14 protein-coding genes and 1 pseudogene are annotated in these 17,478 nt (G+C 72.3%); 7 read left to right on the plus strand and 8 right to left on the minus strand.

Translation table 11 applies throughout. The features are described from left to right. The 5 genes and pseudogenes from AB0J68_RS09720 to ftsY form a co-directional block, all read right to left on the minus strand. A pseudogene (locus tag AB0J68_RS09720) lies at window positions 1–838 on the minus strand ([protein-PII] uridylyltransferase); the annotation flags it as partial. 16 nt (window positions 839–854) lie between these two features. After that, window positions 855–1,193: a P-II family nitrogen regulator gene (locus tag AB0J68_RS09725; protein ID WP_007456507.1), complete on the minus strand. Its 339-nt coding sequence runs from the start codon at window positions 1,191–1,193 to the stop codon at window positions 855–857. Between the two features lie 25 nt (window positions 1,194–1,218). Further along, window positions 1,219–2,631: an ammonium transporter gene (locus tag AB0J68_RS09730; RefSeq protein WP_354856412.1), complete on the minus strand. Its 1,413-nt coding sequence runs from the start codon at window positions 2,629–2,631 to the stop codon at window positions 1,219–1,221. Between the two features lie 263 nt (window positions 2,632–2,894). After that, window positions 2,895–3,758 carry an aminoglycoside phosphotransferase family protein gene (locus tag AB0J68_RS09735; protein ID WP_234590129.1) on the minus strand — a complete coding sequence of 288 codons (864 nt, stop codon included), beginning with the start codon at window positions 3,756–3,758 and terminating at the stop codon, window positions 2,895–2,897. Between the two features lie 6 nt (window positions 3,759–3,764). Then, window positions 3,765–4,955, minus strand: coding sequence for a signal recognition particle-docking protein FtsY (gene ftsY, locus AB0J68_RS09740; protein ID WP_355067839.1), 1,191 nt, complete (start codon window positions 4,953–4,955; stop codon window positions 3,765–3,767). 82 nt (window positions 4,956–5,037) lie between these two features. On the opposite strand from ftsY, the gene AB0J68_RS09745 reads away from it, so the two are divergent. The 5 genes from AB0J68_RS09745 to AB0J68_RS09765 all read left to right on the plus strand — a co-directional run bounded on the left by AB0J68_RS09745 (window position 5,038) and on the right by AB0J68_RS09765 (window position 10,037). Next, window positions 5,038–6,750: an alkaline phosphatase D family protein gene (locus tag AB0J68_RS09745; RefSeq protein ID WP_363937545.1), complete on the plus strand. Its 1,713-nt coding sequence runs from the start codon at window positions 5,038–5,040 to the stop codon at window positions 6,748–6,750. A 26-nt stretch (window positions 6,751–6,776) separates the two neighbouring features. After that, window positions 6,777–7,217, plus strand: a complete 441-nt coding sequence (locus tag AB0J68_RS09750; RefSeq protein ID WP_354856417.1) for a MarR family transcriptional regulator — start codon at window positions 6,777–6,779, stop codon at window positions 7,215–7,217. Window positions 7,218–7,362: 145 nt separating this feature from the next. Continuing rightward, entirely contained in the window at window positions 7,363–8,967 is a 1,605-nt protein-coding gene (locus AB0J68_RS09755) for an MDR family MFS transporter (RefSeq protein WP_363937547.1), read from the plus strand. Window positions 8,968–8,976: 9 nt separating this feature from the next. Beyond that, window positions 8,977–9,471, plus strand: a complete 495-nt coding sequence (locus tag AB0J68_RS09760) for a universal stress protein (RefSeq protein ID WP_354856421.1) — start codon at window positions 8,977–8,979, stop codon at window positions 9,469–9,471. Between the two features lie 44 nt (window positions 9,472–9,515). Next, window positions 9,516–10,037 carry a DinB family protein gene (locus AB0J68_RS09765; protein ID WP_355133350.1) on the plus strand — a complete coding sequence of 174 codons (522 nt, stop codon included), beginning with the start codon at window positions 9,516–9,518 and terminating at the stop codon, window positions 10,035–10,037. Between the two features lie 180 nt (window positions 10,038–10,217). On the opposite strand, the gene AB0J68_RS09770 is transcribed toward AB0J68_RS09765, so the two are convergent. The 3 genes from AB0J68_RS09770 to AB0J68_RS09780 all read right to left on the minus strand — a co-directional run bounded on the left by AB0J68_RS09770 (window position 10,218) and on the right by AB0J68_RS09780 (window position 15,018). Beyond that, the gene (locus tag AB0J68_RS09770) at window positions 10,218–10,838 is read right to left on the minus strand and encodes an HAD-IA family hydrolase (RefSeq protein ID WP_363937548.1); all 621 of its coding nucleotides are present in this window, start codon (window positions 10,836–10,838) and stop codon (window positions 10,218–10,220) included. Further along, window positions 10,838–14,452, minus strand: coding sequence for a chromosome segregation protein SMC (gene smc / locus AB0J68_RS09775; RefSeq protein WP_354856426.1), 3,615 nt, complete (start codon window positions 14,450–14,452; stop codon window positions 10,838–10,840). Before smc ends, AB0J68_RS09770 begins: the two co-directional genes overlap by 1 nt. A 371-nt stretch (window positions 14,453–14,823) precedes the next feature. Continuing rightward, on the minus strand, window positions 14,824–15,018 hold the full coding sequence (locus tag AB0J68_RS09780; RefSeq protein WP_007456482.1) for a hypothetical protein: 195 nt from the start codon (window positions 15,016–15,018) through the stop codon (window positions 14,824–14,826). Between the two features lie 394 nt (window positions 15,019–15,412). On the opposite strand from AB0J68_RS09780, the gene AB0J68_RS09785 reads away from it, so the two are divergent. Together AB0J68_RS09785 and AB0J68_RS09790 are read left to right on the plus strand one after the other, a co-directional pair. Then, window positions 15,413–16,459, plus strand: coding sequence for a CAP domain-containing protein (locus AB0J68_RS09785; RefSeq protein WP_363937551.1), 1,047 nt, complete (start codon window positions 15,413–15,415; stop codon window positions 16,457–16,459). Window positions 16,460–16,575: 116 nt separating this feature from the next. After that, window positions 16,576–17,418 (plus strand): endo alpha-1,4 polygalactosaminidase, encoded by an 843-nt coding sequence (locus AB0J68_RS09790; protein ID WP_354856428.1) that lies wholly within the window; start codon window positions 16,576–16,578, stop codon window positions 17,416–17,418. Window positions 17,419–17,478: the final 60 nt, after the last annotated feature.

Raw genomic sequence — 17,478 nt, forward strand, 5'->3', positions numbered from 1 at the left:
CGTCGTCGAGGGCGTGGCTGACCGTGCGCGCGTCCCCGGCCACCCGACGCAGGAGGGCGTCGCCGTCCTCCACCCCGAGCAGCGCGGCGACGCCCTCGCGTTCCTGGGCGACCAGCCGGTCGACCCGGCGACCGACCTGCTGGTGCAGGGCGTCGCGGGTGTCCAGCAGGCGCAGGTGGGCGGCGCGGACGGCGGGGCGCAGCGCGTCGGTGATCCCGGCTGCGGAGATGGCGCGCAGCAGCCCGACGTCGCGTAGCCCGCCGGCGGCCTCCTTCAGGTCGCCTTCGAGGAGGAAGGCCAGCTCGCCGTGCGCCTGCCAGCGGGCGACGGTGACCTCCCGCAGGCCCGGCAGATGGCGGACGGCGGTACGCCGCCAGTGATCGGCGGCGGTGCGGATCAGGGCGTCGGCGAGCGCCTGGTCGCCGACCACCAGGCGCGCGTCGAGCAGCCCGAGGGCGACCTTGACGTCGTCCTGGGCCACCGAGAGGGCCTCGGAGACGGTCCGCACCGAGTGGTCCAGGCGCAGGCCGGCGTCCCAGATCGGGTACCAGACCGAGGCCGCCAACTCGTCCGTGCCGGGCACCCCGGCGTGCAGCAGCACCAGGTCGAGGTCGCCGTAGGGGGCACACTGCCGCCGCCCCAACCCCCCGACGGCTATCAGGGCGACCCCGTCGCGCGCCGGCAGCAACCCGCGCAGAAACTCGTCGTACGCGGCCGCCCGGGCCCGGCGGGCGGCCTCCCCGATCCCCCCAGGTACGCCGACGACCTCGTTGATCAAGAGGTTCGCGTCGCCGTCACCGGCGTGCCCTGACGCGTTCTTCTTGATCAACGAGGTCATGTCGTCGTGGCCCGGATCAGAGGGCGTCGAGGCCGCGCTCGCCGGTACGCACCCGGACGACCTCCTCGACACCGGTGACCCACACCTTGCCGTCGCCGATCTTGCCCGTGCGGGCGGCGCCGACGATGGCGTCCACGATCTTTTCCACGTCGATCTCGTCGGTGAGCACCTCGACCCGGATCTTGGGCAGGAACTCGACCGTGTACTCGGCACCCCGGTAGACCTCGGTGTGCCCCTTCTGCCGTCCGTACCCCTGAACCTCGCTGACGGTCAGCCCGGCCACGCCCAGGGCGTGCAGAGCCTCCTTCACCGCGTCCAGCTGGTACGGCTTGATGACCGCGGTCACCAGCTTCATGTCCAACCCCTCCATCCCAGGAACGTTAACCGGCGACCTTGGCGCTGACCGGCTCGGTGGACTCCGCCTCCGGCGTGGCACCGCTCGGCGCTCCGCCACCAGGGGTGCCGATGCCGGCCATCGCGAACGCGCTGCCCGTGCCGCCGCCGGCCGGGGACAGGTCGTAGCTGCTCTCGGCGTGCTCGGCGATGTCGATGCCCTCGACCTCGGCCTCACCCTGGACGCGGAAGCCGATCGTCTTCTCGATGACGAAGGCGAGCACCCAGGCGATGCCGAACGACCAGGCGGTGACGATCAGGCCGGCGAGGGCCTGCCGACCGAGCTGGGTCGCGCCGCCGCCGTAGAACAGGCCGTCGGAGGCGCCCACCACGTCGCTGATCGCGGCGTTGACCGAGTTGGTGGCGAACAGGCCGAGCCAGAGCGAGCCGATCCAGCCACCGACGAAGTGCACGCCGACCACGTCGAGGGAGTCGTCGTAGCCGAGCCGGTACTTGAGGCTTACCGCGAGCGCGCACACGACCCCGGCGACGATGCCGAGCAGGACGGACGCCCAGGGTGCGATGAAACCACAGGCCGGGGTGATCGCGACCAGGCCGGCGACCGCGCCGGACGACGCGCCGACCATGGTCGGCTTGCGGTCCTTGACCCACTCGACCGCGATCCAGCCGAGCACCGCGGCCGCGGTGGCGAGCTGGGTGTTGATGAAAGCGAGACCGGCGACCGAGTCGACGGTCAGTTCCGAGCCGGCGTTGAACCCGAACCACCCGAACCACAGCAGACCGGCGCCGAGCGCGACCAGCGGGATGTTGTGCGGCTTCATGCCCTCGCGGGGCCAGCCGAGCCGCTTGCCGAGCACCAGCGCCACGGCCAGGGCCGCCGCACCGGCGTTGATGTGCACCGCGGTGCCACCGGCGAAGTCCAGTGCGTGGATGTCAGCGCCGATGATGCCGCCGCCCCACACCATGTGGGCGACCGGGAAGTAGACCAGGGTGGCCCAGCCGAAGGCGAACAGCAGCCAGCCGGCGAACTTGGCCCGGTCGGCGATGGCGCCGCTGATCAGCGCGACGGTGATCACCGCGAAGACCATCTGGAACGCCATGAACACGTAGAGCGGAATCCCGATGCCGCTGGGGTTCTCCGCCGTGGCGCCCCACAGGTCGGTCTCGGCGAGGAACGTCTTGGTGCCGAGGTACGCGCCCGGGTCACCCCAGAAGCCGTTCACGTCGGTCCCGAAGGCGACGCTGAAGCCGTAGAACCACCACAGAACAGAGATGAGCCCGATGGCCGAGAAGCTCATCATCATCATGTTGAGTACGCCCTTGGCCCGGTTGAGGCCGCCGTAGAACAGCGCCAGTCCGGGGGTCATGAGCAGCACGAGCGCGGTCGAAACCAGCAGCCACGTGGTATTGGCGCCGTCGATCGTCGGTGCTTCAGGCACGCTGGCCTCCTAAAGGTGAAGTCCTCCTTCGCGGCTTTCCGGGGCAGCGTCGCCCGTAGGCCGGTTGCGCGGAAGCCTCGCGGCCGGCTGTTTCACCCAGGGTCCCGTGCGGGTTTCCGTTTCGTGACGGGTTGTTTCGTACGTGTCACGAAGTCCGCACACCAGGCGGCATGGACAGGGGTTGATCGCCCGGACGGCGGACGTCGATGGCTGACCGGGTGGAGCCATCGACCGACCGCCTTCCGGAACCGACCGGTCGGCGCTCAGCGGAGGGCGTTCTCCAGGGCGTGCCGCTCGTAGTCGAGCAGCCGCAGGTCGCGCATCGGCCGCCGCAGGTGCCCCTTGTGCACGATCCGGACGAACGCCGGCTCACCGGCGGCGGCCATCCGGCGGATGCCCTCGACGTGGTCCACGATCCGCTTGCGGATGGTGCGGATCAGCCGGTGCCGGTCCCGCGGGATCAGCCCGTACGCGTCGGCGAAGAGGCGCAGCCGCCGCGGCCGGTCCGGATGCTTCCAGCCCAGCGTGATCGAGTCCCGGTCGGCGAAGATCGGCACCCACGTCCACGCGGCGTACGCCACGTCGTAGATCCGGGCGCCGGGCGAGGCGAGGTCGAAGTCGATCAGCCCGAGCGTGCCGTCCGGCCGCCAGATCACGTTGTGCGGCGCGGCGTCGTGGTGGCAGATCACCTCGGTGTCCGGTGGCGGGGGCCCGAACGAGCGCCAGACCGCCCCCGGCGGCGGGGCGAAGCCGTACTGCGCGTCGTGGAACATCCGCAGCATGGTGGCGACGGTGACCAGCGCCTCGTCGGTCACCCAGTGCGGGGCGAGCGGGTACTCCCCGCACTCCCCCTCCAGGTACGACAGCACCTCCCGGTTGCGCTCGTCCATCCCGAGCGCCCGGGGCGCGCCGGTGAACCCGACGTACTCCAGGTGGCGCAGCAGGGCGTGCACGGAAGGGGTCCACGGCCCGGCGTTACGACGGACCGTGTCACCGACCCGGACCACGGTGCTCACGTTGCCGCCGTGCAGCGGGATCTCCTGCGAAGTCACGTACGGTCTCCCGAGGCGCTGCGAAGGGTGGCCGGGGTCGCGCCAGCCCGCGTACGCGCGATCGTCAGTGGTCACCCGAGACTACGCGTCCCGTCCGGCGGGCTCGGTGCCCAGCAGCGCGTCGACGAACTGCGCCGGGTCGAACGGGGCGAGATCGTCCTTGCCCTCACCGAGGCCGACGAGCTTCACCGGGATGCCGAGCTTGCGCTGCACGGCGATCACGATGCCGCCCTTCGCGGTGCCGTCGAGCTTGGTCAGCACCAGACCTGTCACGTTGACGACCTCGGTGAACACCCGGGCCTGCTCCAGACCGTTCTGGCCGGTCGTGGCGTCGAGGATGAGCAGTGTCTCGTCGATCGGCCCCTGCTTCTCCACCACGCGCTTGACCTTGCCCAGCTCGTCCATCAGACCGACCTTGTTCTGCAGGCGGCCGGCGGTGTCGATGAGCACGGTGTCCACGCCGGTGTCGATACCCCGGCGGACCGCGTCGAACGCGACGCTGGCCGGGTCGGCCGCCTCCGGGCCGCGGACGGTCTCCGCACCGACCCGTTCGCCCCAGGTCTGCAACTGGTCGGCGGCGGCGGCCCGGAAGGTGTCGGCGGCGCCGAGCAGCACGGTACGGCCGTCGGCGACCAGCACCCGGGCGATCTTGCCGCAGGTGGTGGTCTTGCCGGCGCCGTTGACGCCGACGACCAGCACCACCGCCGGTACGCCGTCCTTCGGGGCGGTCCGCAGCGAGCGGTCCATGCTCGGGTCGAGGGCGTTGACCAGCTCGGCGGCGAGCAGCGCGCGCAGTTCACCAGGCGAGCGGGTGCCCAGCACCCGGGTCCGCTCGCGCAGCCGGTCGACGATCTCGCGGGTCGCGTCGACGCCCACGTCGGCGGTGATCAGGCTGTCCTCGATCTCCTCCCAGACGTCCTCGTCGAGGTGGTCGCGGGCGAGCAGGCCGAGCAGGCCCTTGCCGAAGACGTTCTGCGAACGCGACAGCCGTGAGCGGAGCCGGACCAGGCGGCCGGCGGTCGGCTCGGGCACCTCCACGGTCGGGGCGGGCGCCTCGATGACCGGTGGCGGCTCGACCAGGACACCGGTGGACAGATCAGACTCCGGTGCCTCGACGGGCGGGCCGGCGAGATCCTCCTCGGCGCGGGTGTCGACCTCGGTGCGCGGAAGCGGGGGCTCGGGCCGCCGCCGCAGACGCGGCACGACCAGCCCGACTGTGCCGGCGATCAGCACACCGAGCAGGACCAGAGCGAGGACGAGATATTCGGCCATGCCGGAATCCTGTCAGATGCCGGCGACGGCGTCCCAGCCACCGCACCCGGCCGGCCTCACGAACCGGCGGTAGGCTCGCCGCATGCCCGCCGCACACCTCCTGATCGGCCCACTTCTGCGGCGAGTGGTCGACACCCGGGCGACGATCTGGGTGGAGACCGCCGCGCCCGCCGTGGTCACCGTCCGCACGGCCGACGGCGCCCGCGGCACCGCACCCACCTTCTCGGCGTACGACCACCACTACGCCCTCGTCGTGGTGGAGGGGCTCACCCCGGACAGCACGACGACCTACGAGGTGCTTGTCGACGACGAGCTGGTCTGGCCGGTGGAGAGCAGCGGCTTTCCGCCGAGCGTGATTCGCACCCGGGCGGCCGACGACCGGGACCAGCCGGTCAGCCTGATCTTCGGCTCCTGTCGGGAGACCACCCAGCACGCCACCACCCGCAAGCTGCCGCCGGACGCCCTGGACGCGTACGCCCGCCGGTTGATGGCCGACCCCGAGTCGAACGCGCTGCCCGACCTGCTGGTGCTGCTCGGTGACCAGGTCTACGCCGACGTCACCTCCCCGACCGTGCGGCGGCTGCTGCGCCGACGCCGGCGGCGGCCCAAGGGCGCCCCGGCCGACCAGGTGGTGAGCTTCGACGAGTACACCAAGCTCTATCTGGAGTCGTGGCGCGATCCGGAGATCCGCTGGCTGCTCTCCACCGTGCCGAGCGTGATGATCTTCGACGACCACGAGATCATCGACGACTGGAACACCTCGGCGGAGTGGCGTGCCGAGATGCGCGAGCAGCCGTGGTGGGCCGAACGGATCGGCAGCGGGCTGGCCTCGTACTGGGTCTACCAGCACCTGGGCAACCTCTCCCCGGACGAGATCGCCGCCGACCCGGTCTTCGCCAAGGTCGCCGCCGCGGAGGACGCCACCGGCGTGCTGCGCGATTTCGGGCACCGGGTCGACCAGGAGTCCGACCTGGCGCACGACACGGAGCGCTGGCGCGCGGTGCAGTACCAGTGGAGCTACGCGATCGACCTGGGGCGCACCCGGCTGGTCATGCTGGACAACCGGTGCAGCCGGGTGCTCGAGCCGGGCAGCCGGGCGATGCTGCCGCCGGGTGAGTGGTCGTGGTTCCTCGACCAGGCGCACGGGGTCTACGACCACCTGGTGGTCGGCGCGTCGCTGCCCTGGCTGCTGCCGCAGGGCATCCATCACATCGAGGCGTGGAACGAGAAGCTGGCCGACTCGCGCCGGCCGTGGGTGGCCCGGGGGGCCGAGAAGCTGCGCCGGGCACTCGACCTGGAGCACTGGGCGGCGTTCCGACGCTCCTTCGAGGCGCTCGGGGAGACCTTCGCCCGGATCGGCACCGGCACCCCGAAACAGTCCGGCGCCCGGGTCGGCGCCGGACCGGCGTACGCCCCACCGGCGTCGATCAGCGTGCTCTCCGGGGACGTGCACCACTCGTACGTGGCCCGGGCCCGGTTCGCCGACCCGGCGGTGGTCACCCCGGTACACCAGCTCACCTGCTCGCCGATCCACAACCAGGTGCCGGCGGGCATCCGGCCGCTGATGCGGCTGGGCTGGTCGTCCGGGCCGGCGGGCGCCACGCGGGCGCTGGCCCGCTCGGCGGGTGTCCGACGCCCGGGGGTGCGCTGGCGCAAGCTGGCCGGTCCCTACTTCGGCAATGCCGTCGCCACCCTGACCCACCGGGGCCGGCGGGCCGAGGTGACCATCGAGGGCACCACGAGCGACGGGCAACTACGTCCGGTGATGAGCCGCCGCCTGTCCGGCGACGACTGACCGGGCCTCGCCGTACTCTCTAGCCCGTGGACGAGCACCTGCCGGAGCCGATCCGGGCTGTCGAGCACGAGCTGACGGCGTTGCTGCGCCGGGGTCGGGCGGTTTCGTGGGAGATCGCCCGGGAGGTGCACCCGACCCTCGAACCGAACACGTACGGGCTGCTGCTCTGGTTGCGGCGCAGTGGATCGATCCGGTTGACCGAGCTGGCGGCGCGGCTCGGCGTGGGCAAGGGCACGCTGAGCCGGCAGATCAACGGGCTGGAAGCGCTCGGTCTGGTGCACCGCGACCCCGACCCGAGTGACCGGCGGGCGGCGCAGATCAGCCTCACCGAGGAGGGCCAGCGCCGGTTCGACGTCGCCCGGTCCGCCCGCCTGGGCGAGTTCCTGCGTGCCCTGGACGACTGGCCGGCCCGGGACGTCGAGGAGTTCGCCCGGCTGCTCGGCCGGTTCAACGATTCCTGGAGATGACCTCCGACGGTGGGAATGCGGCCACCGTCCGCCCAGTTGTTGCTTGAGGCAACCGAACCGTACGGTTGCTTCAGGCAACTCCCAGGCGGGACCCGTCGTGCGGCCCGCCGCCCACCACCTCTACTCCGCTCGGAGGCAGTAAACGATGAGCCAGGCGACAGCGTCCCGGGCGCCCGCCGTCGACATGACCCACCGGCAGATCCTGGAGGCTCTCTCCGGCCTGCTGCTGGGCATGTTCGTCGCGATCCTCTCCTCCACGGTCGTCTCGAACGCGCTGCCGCGCATCATCACCGAGCTGCACGGCGGCCAGTCCGCGTACACCTGGGTGGTCACCTCGGCTCTGCTCGCGACCACCGCGACCACCCCCATCTGGGGCAAACTCGCCGACCTGACCAGCAAGAAGACGCTGGTCCAGCTCGCCCTGGGGATCTACGTCCTCGGGTCGGTGCTGGCCGGCGCCGCCCAGGGCACCGGCGAGCTGATCGCGTGTCGGGTGCTCCAGGGCGTCGGCGCCGGCGGCCTCACCGCCCTGGCCCAGGTGATCATGGCGACGATGATCGCGCCGCGCGAGCGGGGCCGCTACAGCGGCTACCTCGGCGCCGTGATGGCCGTCGGCACCATCGGCGGACCGCTGATCGGCGGCGTGATCGTCGACACCTCGTGGCTCGGCTGGCGCTGGTGCTTCTACGTCGGCGTGCCGTTCGCCATCGCCGCGCTGGTCGTGCTCCAGAAGACCCTGAAACTGCCGGTGGTCAAGCGCAAGGCGCAGATCGACTGGTGGGGCGCCACCCTGATCACCGCGGCCGTGTCGGTGCTGCTGATCTGGGTCTCCCTCGCCGGCGACAAGTTCGCCTGGGCCTCCTGGCAGTCGGTCGCCATGGTCCTCGGCGCTCTGCTCCTCGGCGCGCTCGCCATCCGGGTGGAGACCCGGGCCGCCGAGCCGATGATTCCGCCGCGGCTGTTCCGCAACCGCACGATCAGCCTCGCCGTCGTCGCCAGCATCGCGGTGGGCGTGGGCATGTTCGGCGCGTCGATCTTCCTCGGCCAGTACTTCCAGATCAGCCGGGGCGAGACCCCGACCATGTCCGGCCTGATGACCCTGCCGATGATCCTCGGCCTGCTGGTCGCCTCGACGGTGGGTGGACGGATCATCACGAGGACCGGCCGCTGGAAGCGGTTCCTGGTGCTCGGCTCGGCGCTGCTCACCGTCGGCTTCGCGCTCATGGGCACGCTGCGCGCGGACACCAGTTTCACCCTGCTCAGCGTCTACATGGTGCTGATCGGCGTCGGCCTGGGCCTGACCATGCAGAACCTCGTGCTCGCCGTGCAGAACACCGTCGGCCCGCACGAGCTGGGTGCCGCCAGCTCCGTGGTGGCGTTCTTCCGCAGTCTGGGCGGCGCGATCGGCGTCTCGGCCCTCGGCGCGGTGCTCGCCCACAAGGTCAAGGACTACACCACCGACGGGCTGTCCCAGCTCGGCATCCGGGCGTCCAGCTCCGGCAGCGGCGGCACCCTGCCTGACGTGCACACCCTGCCCGGTCCGCTGCGAGCGGTGGTGGAGAGCGCGTACGGCCACGGCGCCGGCGACATCTTCCTGGCCGCCGCTCCCTTCGCGCTGATCGCGCTGATCGCGGTGAGCTTCATCAAGGAGGTGCCGCTGCGGCAGCACAACGGCAGCCCGGTTTCCGATGCGGTCGACGGGGAATCGAACCTCGTCTCCGGCGCGGTCCGGACCGGCGAGCAGAGGTGAGGTAGAGCCATGAGCGTCGGAGCGCCGGACCGCGAGGAGTACGGCCCTCGGATCAGCCCGCTGCCCTTCGAGCGGGGCACGGACGGCCCGCGGGTGGTCATGGTGGGGGTGGACGGCACCCGTACCTCCGGGCGGGCCGGCGCCTACGCCGCCGGGCTGGCCCGCCGGCAGGGCGCCGCCCTGGTGGTGGTCTTCGTCAGCTCGGCGAGCGGGCTCACCGCCCTGGTGCCCGGCATGGACGCCGGCGCGGTCCAGCGCACGTACGACGAGTTGGCCGACGAGCTGCGCCGGGAGTGCCGGCGTGGGGCCGAGCAGTTGGGCATCCCGGTGACCTTCCTGTGCCGGCGCGGCGACGCGTACGCCGAGCTGTGCGCGGCGGCCGACGAGTTCCAGGCCGACATGGTGGTGGTGGGCGCGTCCGAGCAGGCCGGTCACCGGCTGGTCGGCTCGGTCGCCACCCGGCTGGTCCGCAAGGGTCACTGGCCCGTCGTCGTGGTGCCCTGAATAACCCGTCGCGTCAGGTCAGTGTGCCGGGCAGGATGCGCGCCATGACGTGGATCGCACCGGAGATCACCCGGAACCCGGAACCGTACGTCGGCGACGAGCGCACCATGCTCGACGGCTGGCTCGACTACCACCGGCAGACACTGCTGCTCAAGTGCGCAGGTCTCACCGAGGAGCAGTTGCGCACTCCGAGCGTCGAGCCGTCCGGGCTGACCCTGCTCGGCCTCGTCCGGCACCTCGCCGAGGTGGAGGCGTGGTGGTTCCGGGAGAACTTCGCCGGCGAGCGCGTCGACTACCCGTACTTCACGCCGGAGAACCCGGACGCCGACCACGACGTGAGCGCCGCCGACGCCGAGGCGGACTTCGCCATTTTCTACCGCGAGGTGGCCCTGGCCCGCGCGGCCGCCGCCGGGCACTCGCTCGACGAGACGTTCACCGAGGTCAGCGCGAAGAAGCGCACGTTCAACCTGCGCTGGGTGTACGTGCACATGATCGAGGAGTACGCCCGGCACAACGGCCACGCCGACCTGATCCGGGAACGCATCGACGGCGTCACCGGCGAGTGAACAGGCCCGGTCAACCGGTTCCGGCACCGTACGGTAGAACGGTCACCCTCGGTCACCTCCGCCGGGGCGGATGCGGTGGTGAGCGGTATACCTCAGAGACATATTTATGTCTCTGAGGTATACCGCTTGTCAGCATGTCGGCCTCGCGGGTCAGCCAAGGCGCCCCTCCTACCGCGCCGCTCAGCAGTCCAGGGCCGCCCGCAGGTAGCGCAGGTCGGCGTGGCCGCCCCAGCGGTGCGCCGACAGCCCGGCGGACCGGGCGCCCCGTACGGCCCAGTCCTCGTCGTCGACGAAGAGCACCCGGGCCGGCGGGGTGGCCAGCGCCTGGCAGGCGGCCTCGAAGTACTCCGGCGTCGGCTTGTGCACCCCGAGCGTGGAGGAGTTGACCACCACGTCCAGCTCGCCGACCAGGCCGAGCGCGGCCAGGTCGGTGTCGAGCAGGTCGGTGGCGTTGGTGCCCAGCCCCACCCGGACGCCCGCCGCGCGGACCTCCCGGACGAACGCCAGCACCTCCTGGTCGACCTCTCCCCGGTAGCTCTGCCACTGCTCGACGGCGGCGCGGGCCCGTTGGGGGCTGCCCACCGACTCGGTCAGGGCGTCCGCCACGCTGCTCACCCACTCGGCGTGACTGACCTGGCCGGTGAGCACCGGCTGGAGCCGCCCCCACTGCATGGCGATGTCGCCGACCACCCCCTCGGCGAGGCCGTACTCCCGCTCGACATCGGCGGCCACCGCCGGGTCCCACCGGCGCAGTACGCCGTCGAAGTCCAGCAGGAGCGCCGTCGCGCGTTCCCGAGCCACTACCCGTTCTCCTCGCCGCGGCCGGGCCGCTGGTCGTCCTCGTCGGCCCGGTTGAGCCGTTGACTGATCACCTGGGTGACCCCGCTGCGCATGGTCACCCCGTAGAGCGCGTCGGCGATCTCCATCGTCCGCTTCTGGTGCGTGATGACGATCAGCTGGCTCTTCTCCCGCAACTGTGCCAGCAATGTGATCAGCCGACCCAGGTTCACGTCGTCCAGGGCCGCTTCCACCTCGTCCATGATGTAGAACGGGCTCGGCCGGGCGCGGAAGATCGCCACCAGCATGGCCACCGCGGTCAGCGACCGCTCGCCACCGGAGAGCAGCGACAGCCGCTTGATCTTCTTGCCCGGCGGTCGGGCCTCGACCTCGACGCCGGTGGTCAGCAGGTCCTCGGGGTCGGTGAGGATCAGCCGACCCTCCCCGCCGGGGAAGAGCACCGTGAACACCTGCTCGAACTCCCGGGCCGTGTCCTCGAACGCGCTGGCGAAGACCTCCAGGATCCGCTCGTCCACGTCCTTCACGACGGTGAGCAGGTCCCGCCGGGTCGCCTTGAGGTCCTCCAACTGCTCGGAGAGGAACTTGAAGCGCTCCTCCAGCGCGGCGAACTCCTCCAACGCGAGCGGATTGACCTTGCCGAGCAGGGCCAGTTCGCGTTCCGCCTTGGCGGCCCGCTTCTCCTGCACCGGCCGCTCGTAGCGGACCGGCTCGGGCACCGGCAGACCGTCACGCTCGGCCGCCGCCACGTCCGCCTGGGTGGGCGGAACGGGCTGGGTGGGGCCGTACTCGGCGACCAGCGTCTCCACGTCCAGCCCGAAGTCCTCGGCGGCCTTCGCCTCCAGCTGCTCGATGCGCAGGCGCTGCTCCGCGCGGGCCACCTCGTCGCGGTGCACCTGGCTGGTCAGCCGCTCCAGCTCCGCGCCGAGCCGCTTGGCTGCCCCGCGTACCTCCTGGAGCTCGGCCTCGCGGGCGGCGCGCTCCCGCGCGACGGCGTCGCGGTGCTCCTCGGCCGCCGCGATCGACGTGGTGAGTCGGGTGAGCGCCTCCCGGGCGCCGCCGGCGACGGCCCGGGCGATGCCCGCGCCCCGGGTGCGCGCGGCCCGCCGGGCCGCGGCGCGTTCGCGGGCGGCCCGCTCCGCGGTGGCCTGCCGGGCGAGGGAGTCGGCCCGGCCGGCGATCGAGGAGACCCGCTCCTCGGCGGTACGCACGGCGAGCCGGACCTCCATCTCGTTCTGCCGGGCCTGCGGCACCATGGCGGCGAGCTGATCCCGCTCCTCGGTGGAGGGCTCGGCGTCGACCGGGGTCTCCTCGGCCAGCCGCAGCCGCTCCTCCAGCTCGTCGAGCGTGTCGAGGTCCCGCTGCCGGGCCGCCTCGGCGCGGGCCCGGGACTCACCCAGCCGGTCGGTCTCCGCCTTGGCCGAGCGGGCGGCCGCGCCCAGCTCGGCGAGCCGGCGGGCGGCGGCGTTGCGGTGGCTCTCCGCTTCGCGCTTCTCGGCGGCGGCGTGCTGCACGGCCTCCTTGGCGGCGGCGACCTCGGCACGCGCCTCGACGAGCTGGTCGCGCAGCTCGGCGCCGGCCCGTTCGGCGGCGAGCCGATTGGTGCGGGCCTCCTCGACGGCCGCCTGCACCTCGATGTAGCTGGGCGCCTTGGCCGATCCGCCGGCCGCCGCGTACGCCCCGACCACGTCCCCGTCCGGGGTGACGGCCCGCAGCTCGGGGTTGCCGGCGACCAGCTCGGCCGCGGCGGCGAGGTCGTCGACGAGCGCCACGTCGCGCAGCGCCCGGTGCACCGCCGGACGAATGTCGGGCGTGCACTCCACCAGGTCGGGGGCCCAGCGGGCGCCGTCGGGCAGCTTCGGGCGCAGCGCGTCGGCCGAGCCCGTCATGCCGGGCCCCGCCGGGCTGCCGACCAGCAGGCCCGCGCGACCGGCGTCGGAGATCTTCAACAGCCGCATCGCCTCGACGGCCTCGTCCACCCCGCTGACGGCGACCGCGTCGGCGAGTCCCCCGAGCGCGGCGGCCAGCGCGGCCTCGTGCCCCGGCGCGACGGTGAGCAGCCCGGCGAGACTACCGAGCAGGCCGGGCACGTCGCCGGCGCGGGCGAGCAGCGCTCCCGCGCCATCCTTGCGCCGCAGCCCCAGGGCGAGCGCCTCCTCGCGGGCCTTCCAGGTGGCGGCGTCCTTCTCGGCGGCCCGCTCGGCGTCGGTCAGCGACCGGACCGTTGCCTGCGCCCGGTCCTGGACGGCAACCGCCTCGGCGTGCCGGGCGTCCAGGTCGGCGTTGTCCCGGTCCGCCTCGGTGGACTGCGCGGCCACCGCGTCCAGGTCGGCCTGCGCCTGCTCGGCGCGGCCCAGCGCGTCGGCGTGCGCGACGGCGAGGCGTTCGATCTCCTCACCGGCGCTCGTGGTCCGGGCTCGCGCCGAGTTGACCTGGCCGGTGAGCCGGGCCATGCCCTCGCGCCGGTCGGCGATGGCCTTGGCGGCGGCCACCAGCTCCCGCTCGGCGGCGGCGAGCTGCCGTTCCAGCTCCTGGCGGTGCTCGACCGCCTCGGCCAGCCGGATCTGGTCGTCGGTGAGCGCCGCGCGCAGCTCCTCCTCCTGCTCGCGGACGCGTTCCGCCTCGGCCTCCAGCTGGTCGGGGTCGCGGCCGGGCCGCTCGTCGTCGCCGGTGGCGCTGAGGTGCCGCAGCCGCTCGCGGGCCAGTTGCTCGATCGAGCGGAAGCGTTCCTGCAGGGCGGAGAGCTTGTACCAGGTGTCCTGCGCGGCGGCGAGCAGCGGCGCGTCCTCGGCGAGGGCGCCCTCCAACTCGCCGAGCCGGCCCTGCACCTCGGTGTGCTCGCCCTCGATCTGCTCGCGTCGCTCCCGCAAAGCGGTCTCGTCGGCGATCTCCCGGTCCAGGGTGGTCCGCAGCGTGGCCAGGTCGTCAGCGAGCAGTCGCAACCGGGCGTCGCGCAGGTTGGCCTGAATGGTGGCGGCACGCCGGGCCACCTCCGCCTGCCGGCCCAGCGGCTTGAGCTGGCGGCGCAACTCGGCCGTGAGGTCGGTGAGCCGGTTGAGGTTCACCTGCATCGCGTCGAGCTTGCGCAGCGCCTTTTCCTTGCGCTTGCGGTGCTTGAGGACGCCGGCCGCCTCCTCGATGAACGACCGGCGGTCCTCGGGCTTGGCGTGCAGCATGCCGTCGAGCCGGCCCTGACCGACGATGATGTGCATCTCCCGGCCGATGCCGGAGTCGGACAGCAGCTCCTGGATGTCGAGCAGGCGGCAGGAGTTGCCGTTGATCTCGTACTCGCTCTCGCCGGAGCGGAACATCCGGCGGGTGATGGAGACCTCGGTGTACTCGATGGGCAGCGCGCCGTCGGTGTTGTCGATGGTGAGGGTGACCTCGGCGCGGCCCAGCGGCGCACGGCCGGCGGTGCCGGCGAAGATGACGTCCTCCATCTTGCCGCCGCGCAGCGCCTTGGCGCCCTGCTCGCCGAGCACCCAGGCGATGGCGTCGACGACGTTGGACTTGCCGGAGCCGTTCGGGCCCACCACGCAGGTGATCCCGGGCTCCAGCTTCAACGTCGTGGCGGAGGCGAAGGATTTGAAGCCCTTCACCGTCAGGCTCTTGAGATACACCTACTCGATCCTCGTCCGGTGGCCGCCGTACCGTCGCCGGCTGCGCGGACCTGGGTGAACCCGCAGACTAACCCGATGGCGGGACCGACCCGGCACGCGACCCGCCCCGGGTGGTCCCGGCGGGCGGCGCGGACGGTGACCGCGGGCCGACCGCGCTGGTGTAACGGCAGGGCCGAGAAAGACAAACAACGCTCATGATCGGCCCGCCGCCCGGCTTGTTTCGGTGAAACTGTGCTGCGGTTATCACGGAGCCGGTTACAAGATCACAAATGGTCGGGCACGAAAGGTGCCGGACAGCGTTGCGCGCCGGCACAGAGGTGTCGGCGCGCATTTTTGCGGTGGTGCTGCGATTCAGTTTTCCGCCCCGAAGATCAGGTCAGCGCCGGCTCGGCGAGACGGAGCAGGTCGTCCGCTTCCGCCGCAGCCGCCGCGAGCCGATCATTGTCGGCACGCAGACGCGTGATCTCGAACTCCAGTGCCTGAACCCTGGCACGCAGTCGGGTGACCTCGTCGAGCAGACGCCGGTCGGGCGCTGCACCTACGTGGCCGTAGAGGGCCTTCGCCATGCTGACTCCTTGATATGCGCTGCCGGAAAGGCCGGCCAACGCGCGCCCAATTTTGTACGCGGCTGTCATTCCAGGTGTATCTGGGCATGACCGGGCGCGACTGGCGACACCTATATATTGAGCCGCAAACCCCTCCTTCGTCAAGTTCTCGCAGGCCGTAGATCATCTCCACGTCGACCTGTCCACTTGTCGGGGGGCTGCCGCAAGGCACGGACACGCTCTGTCCGGACTCCTTTACTGTACGCCGGGATTCGGGGAAGTCAGCGCCTGGACGTCCGACTTCCTCTTAACTCTTCCTTAGCCACGTTGCCGCAGGTCGCGGGCGAGTCGTAGCGTCACCCCGGCCCGCAACCGACCCCGTGGAGGCAGAGCCGTGTACGGCTGGACCGACCCGATGGACCCGAACGGCGCCCCCCGGCGCGCCGAGCGGCCGACCGACGAGCCGGACTGGCTGCGCGACCGTCCGGAGCCCCGCTCGACCTACCTGTTCGGCGACGACCCAGACCAGCCCGGCGACGAGTGGCACCGCGCGGAGCCCACCGCCCGCTGGCAGCCCGCGCCCGTGGAGGCACCGACCACCGAATGGCCGGGCCTCGGACGAGGTGAGGAAGCGACCGGCGGCTGGCACGACGACGCCCGGCCCACCGAGGTCAGCGACGGCTGGCGTACCGAGTCCGACGCGGAGACCACCGGCGGCTGGAGCACGGAGGCCGCCGGCAACGGACGGACCGGCAGCGGACGGCACCGCTCACCCCGGCGCTGGCGTCGTCCGCTGATGATCGGCGGCGCCGCCGCGGCAGCCACCCTCGTGGTGAGCGTCGGCGTCGGCGCGCTCGCGATGCCCGGCGGGAACGGCCCGACCGACGAGCCGGCGCGTGACGCCCTGGTCGCCCCCTCCCCGACCAGCTCGCCCAGCCCGGCACGGCCGAGCCCGTCGCCGAGCAAGGTGGTCAAGCCCACCCCGGCCGCGTCGCGGACCACCGCCACGTCCCGGCGCAGCGCCGAGCGCAGCAAGGCCCCGAGCAGCACCAGCGGCTCCGGAGGCGGCAGCGGCACCGTCAGCGCCCAGGCCCAGGAGGTGGTGGACCTGGTCAACGCCGAGCGGGCCAAGGCCCGCTGCAAGGCGCTGAGCGTCGACGACAAGCTGATGACCGCCGCGCAGCGGCACAGCCAGGACCAGGCCGACCACCAGAACATGTCGCACACCGGCAGCGACGGCAGCAACACCGGCGTCCGGCTGGACCGCGTCGGCTACGCCTGGCGCACCTACGGCGAGAACGTGGCGTGGAACCAGAAGACGCCGGCCGCCGTGATGGACGCCTGGATGAACAGCTCGGGGCACCGGGCCAACATCCTCAACTGCGCGTTCACCGAGATCGGCGTCGGCATCGCCAGCAGCAACGGGCCGTACTGGACGCAGGTCTTCGCGGCGCCGCGCTGAGGGCGCGTCGCCCACGCCCCCGCGCTCGTTGGACCCGGTGAGGCACGCCGGACCGGACGTGGGGGCGGCGTGCCGGTGTGGGCGGCGACCAGCCGCCCAGGACCCGGGAGCTGCCGATGCGGATCCGGCTGCGGCGACGTGCCGTCGCACGCCCGCTGCGCAGGATCGTGTCGGCCGGTGTCGCGCTCATCCTGGTGGTGCCGGCGTACGGGTGCCGCCGCGAGCTGATCCCGCCGGGCGCGCCCACCCCGTGGCCGGCCACCCAGGCCCGTCACTGGCAGTGGCAGTGGCAACTCGACGGCCCGCTCGACCCGACGGTGGACGCCGACGTCTTCCTGCTCGACCCGGTGGCCACCACCGCCGCGCAGACGGCCGAACTACGCGCCCGTGACCGACGGCTGATCTGCCAGGTGCCCGTCGGCTCGCTGCGCTCGACCGACCCGGACGCCAGCCGGGTGCCCGCCGCCGTGCAGGGTGCGGCCGGCCCACAGCCCGGCAGCCGGTGGCTGGACGTACGGGGGTGGGACGCGTTGGAGCCGGTGCTGGCCGACCGGTTCCGGCTGTGCCGGGGCAAGGGCTTCGGCGCGGTCGCCCTCTCCGACGCCGACGGGTACGTCCACCGCAGCGGCTTCCCCCTCGGCTTCGACGACCAACTGCTGTTCAACCGCCGGCTGGCCCAGCTGGCCCGCACACTGGACCTCTCCCCCGGGCTGGTCAACGACGTGCCGCAGCTCGCGGCGCTGGCGCCGGACTTCGACTTCGTGGTCAACGAGGAGTGCGTCCGGCTGGACCAGTGCGCCAAGCTGCTGCCGTTCGTGGACGCGGGCAAGCCGGTCTTCCATGTGGAGTACACCGGCTCGACCGACGACTTCTGCGTCACCACGGTCGGCTACGGCTTCGCGTCGATACGCAAGGACCGGGCGTTGGACGCCTGGCGGGAACCCTGCGCGCTGCCGTGACGCCCGATCGCGCTGGGGGTGCAGACGGTCGGTGCCCCCGTCCGCGGTCGCGAACGGGGG

Source organism: Micromonospora sp. NPDC049580 (assembly GCF_040675595.1).
GTDB lineage: Bacteria > Actinomycetota > Actinomycetes > Mycobacteriales > Micromonosporaceae > Micromonospora.